The organism is Methanobrevibacter cuticularis (genome assembly GCF_001639285.1).
GTDB lineage: Archaea > Methanobacteriota > Methanobacteria > Methanobacteriales > Methanobacteriaceae > Methanobaculum > Methanobaculum cuticulare.
In genome coordinates, this window is sequence record NZ_LWMW01000145.1 from 1 (window position 1) to 7,500 (window position 7,500).

The window sequence follows — 7,500 nt, forward strand, 5'->3', positions numbered from 1 at the left end:
AGACTACCCCCCCCCCCCCTATAAATTAAAAGCTAAAAATTAATTCATATAAAAAATAAAATAATAATAACATGAAGTAAAATAAATAAAAAAATAACCTAAAGAATATAATATAAAAACTGAATAATAACTAAGTTTAATCATTATTAAAAATAAATCTCCAAATAAAAAAAAAATAGAAGTATGAAATAAATATTTTGAGACTATAAAAAAAATAAGAATGTTAACATTTTCAAAAACATATAAAAAAACAGTTATTTGATTGGATGGGAAATAAATGATACATATTCAAAAAAATAATGAAAAAGGTTAATAAAAAATCAAAGAAATATCTATTAATAAATTCCTGATTTAAAATAATTTATATCTTTTCATTATATTGCTATTTCTATCGCATCGTAGGTCAAGATTGGTGTCTTGCTGTTTTTATTCCCTTTTTCTATTTTTATTAGTCCTTCTTTTTCTAATTTATCTACAGTTGGTAAAATATTACTTATATTTTTATCAACGAGTTTAGCTAATTCTGTTAAGTTTTTAGGATTGTTTTCTTTGATTGAGTTGAGTATGTCTATTTCTCCTTTGTCAAATAAGAATTTATCTCTTATTAAAATGTCTTCTTCTGTTACTTCTTCATCAAGATGATCTTTGTAATAGTTCCAATCATCTAAGTCATAATAAGCTTTTGCATCCTTAGGATTTCTTTCAACTATTCTTTCAAGTCTTTGTTTAGTTCCATATACTGCTTCTAATTCTTTTATTATTTCTTCTCCGTTGGTTGTTCTTTTGAGTTTAATTTCTATCATCTTAATTCCTCTCTTAATTCTTTTTTTATTAATAAAAAAATAAACAATATATAACAAATTTAATAATAAAAAATAAAAATAAACAATATATAACGAATTTAATCATTTTTAAGTATATAATAAACAGTTCTAAGAGGAATGTTCTCTTGTTTTGATATGACTTTTGCCGACATACCCTCTTTAGATAGTTTTTTTACCTTTTTCCTACTTTCTTCACTATATTTTCTTTTTTTCCCTCTTTTTAATGTTATTTTTTCATTGAGGTTTTTATCTTTAAGATAGTAAACTGTTTTAATAGAGATATCTAATTTTTTAGCTATTTCCAATGGAGATAAACCATTCTTTATAGAAGAAATTACTTCTTCCCTACATTCATCATTATATTTTTTTTCACTTCCCCAATTATATTCTATTTCAGTAGATATACCTAGTTCTTCTAAAGCATCTAAGTATTTTTTAGATATTCTATTGTATAAACTAGGAGGACAAGTGATAATTTGTAAATTAGGATAATTATCTATTAGTTCAATAATCTTTTTTGAAGTCAAAGGAGAATTTATATGGACTCTTTTTGAATCTTTTTCATTAGTAGACATTTAAATCATTTGAATATAGCTATTTTTATTACTATCTGTTAATAGATGTCGCGATATAATACCCAGATTAATTTTTATATTAATAAATAATAGCTATATTTTATAGCTATTTTTTGATTATAATACCCAATAATCAACTTTTATATTAAATATAATAGCTATTATTTGATTATAATACCCAATAATCAACTTTTATATTAATAAATAATAGCTATTTTTTGATTAATTCTAAGAATTTTTTAGATTTATTTGTTTTAGGAGTATTTATAGTTTCAATATTTTTTAATTCTTTTTTAACACTGTCTTTACTAACATTAAAAGTATCAGCAGATATTGAGATAGGTATATTACAATTTGAAGAGATGATTGCAGCTCCTAAAGCAGTGTAATTAATCATTATGTTTGAATTTTTTATTTTTTTCTCTAAATTGAATTTTTTATGTAATAATAAATCCATATTTTTTACTTCAAGAATTTTCTGATTTGCCATTGTTTTTAATATTTCAACGACATTTTTATTTAGATTTTCAAAGATCTTTCGTTGTTGCCTATCTAAATCTCCTCTTAGATAGGGGAATGGTCCTCCATGTCTTTTTCTTCTATCATTAGAAGTTGTTAAATAATATTTAAAAATATCCCATAAAATCAATGTTGAAGCTAAATCTGAGAAGATATTTTTTTCAATTGCTCTCTTTTTTCCAATGTTTCGAAGTAATTCTTGATCTAATTTTCCATTTTTATCTATAAATCCAGCTTTTTTCAATCTATTCTCAGATTCAAGTTCTTGCCATTCTTTTAAAGATTCTTCCCCTTCAATAAAGTTTGGTTTCTCTAGTTTGACTTCCGTAATTATTTGATCATAGGTATTAAGTTTAGAAACATCTTTAATTCTCTCTTTTAAAATAGCTGCTTTATTTTGATTAATGATATCTTCAGAGTATTTAACATACCCTAAAGCCAGTGCAGTTCTTGCATGTTTATCATTAATTATAGTTGGTTTTGTTCTATGGAATTGTAAAAATTCGATTCTTACATTGTTTCCATACCTTTTTCTTATTTCTTCCTCATAGTTATCGACATGTTCAGATTCTAAAGCAACACGTTTCCTTATCCATCTCTCATTTTCCATGAATTTTATAACTACAGAAACAGTTTTGACCACTCCTTTTCTTTCTTGTTTCAATATATTTAAAACTTTCTTGAATGATTCTCTTCCCCAACTACTAAGTTCTAACATTAAAACCATGTAGTTTCCTGAAAGAGGTAAATATGGAATAATTTCTAAGTGATAAACTCCTGTATGATTAATTACAAATTCGAAATTCTCACAGTTACAAGAACATCTTTCATTTATTTCAAAGAATTTTGAAGGTCTATATGTTTTTGAGCAGGATTTACATTTAAATATAGCATATTCATCTAAATGACCAATAGCTATTTTGTGAGCATCAATAGCTGATTTTACCCTATCTAAAATATTTTTTTTTGCTGTTGCTTTCATTCTGAAGTATTGACTGTGCCTATTTACTTCATTCAATTCTTCAAATGCAACATCTCCACTTACATTAGATCCATATTTACTTAAAGATCGATATGGTGCAGTATACCCCTTAGCATCCATACTTCCTTTCATGTTTTGTAATTTATCCAGCCTATATGTAAACCTAGAGTAAACTGACTTGAACACTTCTAATTTAGAAATAGATTCTAAATCTATTTTTTCATTCTGTATTTTAACTAAATACTTTTCAGTTTTACTTATAAGTGATGATTCATCCATCAAATTCACCGTGAGGTCTTAATACAATATTACAAGAATAACGCCATTATCTCCAATATTGTTTAATTAGTTAATTTGTAGAGTTTCTTAAATTTTCTTTTGAATAACCTTTTTAATAATATTTATTAATAATACCATATTGAAAAATATTTTTAATAATATTTATTAATAAAAATATTCTGAATAACATTTTTAATAATAACAATATCATATCAATAATACCATATTGAATAACATTTTTAATAATAATTTATTAAAATATTCTGAATAACATTTTTAATAATAATTTATTAAAATATTCTGAATAACATTTTTAATAATAACAATATCATATCAATAATACCATATTGAATAACTTTTTTAAGAATAATTTATTAATAAATATATTCTAAATAACCTTTTTAAGAATAATTTATTAAAATATTCTAAATAACCTTTTTAAGAATAATTTATTGAATAATTTCAATATTATTAAAATTGATTAAAAGAATATATTTTGAAAGATATTTTCAATATTATTAATGAAGTAATTAAAATAATAATATTGCTATTGTCAATATATTAATTACATTTATCACTAATATTTAATCTAATATTTTAATCTAATGTTTAATCTAATATTTTAATATAATATTTTAGTAAATTAATAAGGTAATAATATCTTAATTACTTAATAGTTTTTAATTGACAATAAGCTATCAAAATAGCTATATTTTAAAGAAATAATTTAATAATATTCATTTTATCTTATTTTTTCACCTATTTCACATTTATCAGGACTTAAAAGAGCTACACTATCATTAGTTGCAAGCAACATTCCTTCAGATTTGACTCCAAATAGTTTTGCAGGTTTTAAATTGACTAAAACAGCTACTTTTTTATTTTTCAAATCTTCAGGAGAATATTTTTCAGCTATTCCTGCAACAACTTGAAGTTCTTTTTCTTTAATATTAACTTTTAATTTTAATAGCTTGTCTGAACCTTCTATTCTTTCAGCATTCACTATTTCCCCTATTCTAATATCCATTTTAGCAAAATCATCAATAGTTATAATATCACTCATTGTATCGTTTCCTTTGTTTTTATCTTTTTCTCTATCTTTTCCTTTTTCTTCAGTTTTTTCTTTGTTTTCCTTTTGAATATCTGTATCTACAGAAATATTTATGTTTCCAGAAAGATTAGCTCTTTCTTCTTCTTCTAATTCTTTGTAAAGATTCATCTTTTCTTCTTTTATTGTTTCTTCTTCTATTTTCTTAAATAGAGGTTTAGGTTTGTTAATCTTATGACCTGATTTAATAGGAATTTTAGAATCTTCCCAAAAAGAATCATCAGATATATTCATTATTTTTCCAATCTTTTGTGCTTTGTTTGGAATATAAGGTTTTAAAACAATAGCTAATATTTTTGAAAGTTGATTGCATAGGTATAAAGAGTTTGCTGCTCTTTGTTTATCTTCTTTAACAGTTTTCCAAGGTTCTTGGTCATTAAAATATTTATTTCCTTGTTTAGCTATTTTTACTATTTCAACTAAACCTTCTCTAAATTTAAATTCAGAAATTAAACTTCCAACTTTATCTGGAACTTCTGAAATAGCTAATTCAAAAGCCACATCTTCATCATTGGGATTTTCATAATTTGGAATAGAACTATCAAAGAACTTTTTAGTGAAAGTAAATGTTCTATGTAAAAAATTCCCCAAAACATCTGCTAATTCATCATTTATTCTTCTGCCAAAATCATCCCATGAAAAATCAGTATCTTTGTTAAGTGGAGCATTGATAGTGAGATAATATCGAAGCAAGTCAGAATCATATTTTTTAACAAAATCAGATACCCAAATAACCCAATTCTGACTAGTAGACATTTTTTTTCCTTCTAAAGAAAGATATTCTCCAGCTATTATATTATCAGGCAATTTACATCCATAACCAGTTAATATAGCTGGCCAAAATATCGCATGATGATATATTATATCTTTTCCAATGAAATGGAGAGTTTTATCATTCCAATATTCTTCCCAAGGCTTTTCAGTTATTTTAGACCATTGAGCTGCAGATGAGATGTAACCAAGTAATGCCTCAACCCAAACATAAATTATTTTACCTTCACCTTCTTTAAGAGGGATGGGAATTCCCCAATCCATATCTCTACTTAATATCCAATCTTTTAGTCCTTCTTTTAACCAGTTTTTGGTATAATTCTTTACATTAGCTGGTAAATCCGGAGTATTGTATATAAAATCTTCAACCTGTTTTTGAAAATTACTTAATCTAAAGAAATAATGTTTTGATTCTCGAATTATTGGAGTATGGCCACAAGTTAAACATTTAGGATTGATAAGGTCTGTTGGTTCCAAATGTCTTCCACATGCTTCACAATGGTCTCCTCTTGCTCTTTCACTTTTACAAAAGTTACAAGTTCCTTCAACATATCGATCTGGTAAAAACTTTTCACATACTTCACAATATAGTTGTTTTATCTCTTTTTCATAGATTAGATCCTTATTATAAAGATCTAAAAAGAAGTCTTGAGATATTTTATAATGTATTTCATCAGTAGTACGTGTAAAACTATCTAAAGAAATATCACAGGATTTGAGATCTTTAGTAATCATATTATGGTATCTTGTAGCTATTTCTATTGGTTGTTTCCCCTCTTTATCTGCTTTTACAGCTATTGGAGTCCCATGCTCATCAGTTGCACAAACTAACAACACATCATTCCCCATCATTCTGTTATAACGTGCGTATATATCTGCAGGAATATAAGTTGATCTTAAATGCCCTAAATGACAGGGTCCATTTGCATAAGGTAATGCACAAGAAATAAAAATTTTAGACATCTCTGTTCTCCTTTTAACTTAAATAAATATGATAATTGGTATAATTTTTAATATGTGAATTTGAATACACTTAAAAAAATTAAATACAGTATATTTTATATTAATTTTATTATATAAAAATAGCATGATTTGAAACATTTTAATATTTAATAGTTCTATTAATAATTCAATTAATACTTCTATTAATAATTATAAATAGTTCTATTAATAATTATGATCTTGAAAAGTTCTATTAATAATTATATTAATAAAATAGCAAAATAATTATGATTTTGAAAATTTAGGAATTAGATACCATGATCTTGATTTCATATTCATTATTATATTCTATGTAAGTATTATAAATATATTCTATGTAAGTATTATAAATAAATATCTTATGAAGTTATTTTTATAATTAAATAAAAAATAAGAATGATTTAATTAATATTATTTTTGATTCTAGAAAAGAAATTTATCTTAAAATACATGGAAACAATACTAAAATCAAAATTTTAAAAATCACTCCGATTACCTTATCATTCTTTTAAAAAGCGATAAAATGTTATTATTTTAAAAAATTAATTATACAAAATTAAAGCATGAAAATAATTATTGAAGCAATAGTATTGTTCAAATAACTGAATTCTAGCATAGAAAAAATTTAATTTAATTGCTCAACAATATTATTAATATAAGGCCTATTAGAGTTTTATTCGATGATTAATTACTTAAAACATTGAAAGATTAATGATTTAAGAAATAGTATAGATTTATTTTGAATTTAAGCCCATAATACTAAAAATAAAATTTTGTGAAAAATAATTATTTCCAAATCTATTTAATTTATTCTGTTTTTTCTTGTTTTGTTATTATCTTACGCCTTATCCTATTATTATTAAATAGTTGGCATTGTCTAAAATCCTGCTGATTTTTTTTGAAAATCTGTAAATTTTAGTTAAAAATATGTTTTTGTTTTAATGGTGTGTTTTTTTGGGAAAAAAAGTTATTATAGTTTGGTGGTTATAATTTATTATTATGCCTAAAAACAAAAATAACCACCAATTTATGTTTTGTGATGATGAAGTATTTAAGTTTTTCTTTGATAGTGAAAAAGGGACTGTCAATTTGTTAGTTGTTTTGAATTGGTGGTTATCCAGTTGAATATTCTATGGTAAATTTGATTCATGAATCCTATTCCTGTTCTGAATTTATTTTTATCTGCTTTAGGCATTATATTTCCAATATAATTCTCTGTAATGTTGTTAGTAGCTGGTAACTTATTCTTATGCTCTTTTTTATAAAATGATATAAACTTTTTATAAACTGGCATGAATTTTTTATTCAAATATTTTCTTAAAAATTCTGGAAATTCAGGTAATCTCTTCTTAATATCTTCAATGTAATTTAAAGCTTCTTTATAACTATTTAAATTAAATAAATTGAAAAACCATTCAGTATATTCTGAAATCTCTTCTTTTATTGGTTTAATTTTTTCAT

General features: G+C 23.8%; 5 protein-coding genes. All 5 read right to left on the minus strand.

From position 1 onward, the window contains the following. Positions 1-374: 374 nt before the first annotated feature. On the minus strand, positions 375-803 hold the full coding sequence (locus tag MBCUT_RS09335) for an HVO_A0114 family putative DNA-binding protein (RefSeq protein WP_067260412.1): 429 nt from the start codon (positions 801-803) through the stop codon (positions 375-377). Positions 804-901: 98 nt separating this feature from the next. After that, complete coding sequence (locus tag MBCUT_RS09340) at positions 902-1,399, minus strand: hypothetical protein (protein WP_067260413.1); 498 nt, start codon at positions 1,397-1,399, stop codon at positions 902-904. 211 nt (positions 1,400-1,610) lie between these two features. Continuing rightward, complete coding sequence (locus MBCUT_RS09345) at positions 1,611-3,179, minus strand: DUF530 domain-containing protein (protein ID WP_067260414.1); 1,569 nt, start codon at positions 3,177-3,179, stop codon at positions 1,611-1,613. Positions 3,180-3,921: 742 nt separating this feature from the next. Further along, the gene (metG, locus tag MBCUT_RS09350) at positions 3,922-6,021 is read right to left on the minus strand and encodes a methionine--tRNA ligase (protein WP_067260415.1); all 2,100 of its coding nucleotides are present in this window, start codon (positions 6,019-6,021) and stop codon (positions 3,922-3,924) included. 1,102 nt (positions 6,022-7,123) lie between these two features. Further along, a partial coding sequence (locus MBCUT_RS11405) for a hypothetical protein (protein ID WP_169805436.1) occupies positions 7,124-7,500 on the minus strand: 377 nt, incomplete at its 5' end.